This is a genomic window from Paenibacillus sp. KS1 (assembly GCF_001680695.1).
In the GTDB taxonomy this organism is placed as follows: Bacteria; Bacillota; Bacilli; order Paenibacillales; family Paenibacillaceae; genus Paenibacillus_B; species Paenibacillus_B suaedae.
Window position 1 is genome coordinate 1 of record NZ_MAIS01000223.1, and the last position, 1,507, is coordinate 1,507.

Sequence of the window (1,507 nt, forward strand, 5' to 3'; positions counted from 1 at the left end):
GCAGGATTTACCTCCTGCTTCCCTTAGATTGAAGACAAACACATTGTTCAATTAAATAATGTGTTTGTTTTTTTATCTAGTTCTCTATTTTAGAATTAAAACACAGAAATAGGCAAAAAAAATAGAGTCCTTTTGGTCTCTTAATTTCAGGATTTTTGCTAATTTTTATATATTTAGACAAGCGAAAGTAAGCCCAATTTTCATGTGCATTTTTTCTTTACCAATCATATTCGTATAGCGAAGACCATGAAATTTTTTAGCTGTTCCAAATAATCGTTAACTAGATCATCTGAAGAATAAAAAACAATTTGATCTCGTTTACTCATATCTTGTTTTTTTCAACATCTAAATCAGCTCCTTTTCTCCATTTTACCAAGAAAAAAAGACAAAGTATCGAATAATCAGATACTTTGTCTACAGTCTGAGATTGAGAAATTATTTTCTCATCCTTTTTATTCGGTGTTTTTTTTATTTTCACTCAATATTTTCTACATTTAAACACTTAGTTTCACAGTAATAGCCTTTGCCGCCAACATAAACTTTTTCTATTTCATTCTTGCTATTGGTTGCTAATTTAACTAATATTTCGGAAGGCGATTGTAAAGAATAACCTTGTTCAAATACATAGACTTCTTTTTGCAAGTAGTGCTGTTCATAAAGGTAGCAAGCTAATGCACCGTTTGAAGTTCCAGTCGCTGCTTCTTCATTGATGTCGTATAGTGGAGCAAAATTTCTGCATATAATTCGATTGTCATTAAAAGTATATAGATGCATCCCGACAACATTATAATACTTGCTGATTTCTTTAATTTTTTCAAAATTAGGTTGCAGTGCATGTAATCGTGTTTCGTTTTTTATAGGAATTAAAATATCTTTTAAGCCCGTGGAGACAATTTGAATTGGGTATTTATTGTCTATAGCTTTAATGTCAAAACAGTCGATGAACTCGTTTGGAGATACAACATCATAGAATATCGGTTTGTTTTGTTCCATGAATATGATGTCATCTTTTATGGTAATAGTAAGAACACCGCTGTTCGTTTCAATCGTATAGCGATTCCTGAAAAGTTTATTTAAATGCATCAGTATCGCGAAAGAGCCAATTGTGGCATGACCACATAAATCAACTTCTTCTTTTGGTGTAAAATACTCAAATTTATAATCAGCAATTTCAGATTCTGATATAAATGCGGTTTCCGCATAGCCCAGTTGTTTGGCTATTGCCATTTTTTGAGTAGTGGTCAATGTATTCTCAATAAATACCACTCCTGCTTTATTTCCGCCTTTATGATCCTTGCTAAATGCACTTGCAACATAGACGGATATTTTCATAAGACACCTTCCTTCCTCACTTATAGTAAATTGTAGCATAGAAAGCACCACGTATAAATTTTTTAGTTGGATAAATTTGCTATAAAGCAAGAGACAAACTATTTTTTAGATCTGAACTCTCCAAAAATAGTTTGTCTACAGTCCGAGGGAAGCAGGATTTACCTCCTGCTTCCCT

1 protein-coding gene is annotated in these 1,507 nt (G+C 32.4%); it reads right to left on the reverse strand.

What is annotated here, in order from left to right:
• Window positions 1-474: 474 nt before the first annotated feature.
• Entirely contained in the window at window positions 475-1,332 is an 858-nt protein-coding gene (locus BBG47_RS27955) for a PhzF family phenazine biosynthesis protein (protein WP_065294461.1), read from the reverse strand.
• Window positions 1,333-1,507: the final 175 nt, after the last annotated feature.

What these genes read in the sequence shown, in the direction of transcription:
- BBG47_RS27955 (WP_065294461.1), bottom strand. Translation starts at nt 1,332, where the DNA reads ATGAAAATATCCGTCTATGTTGCAAGTGCATTTAGCAAGGATCATAAA.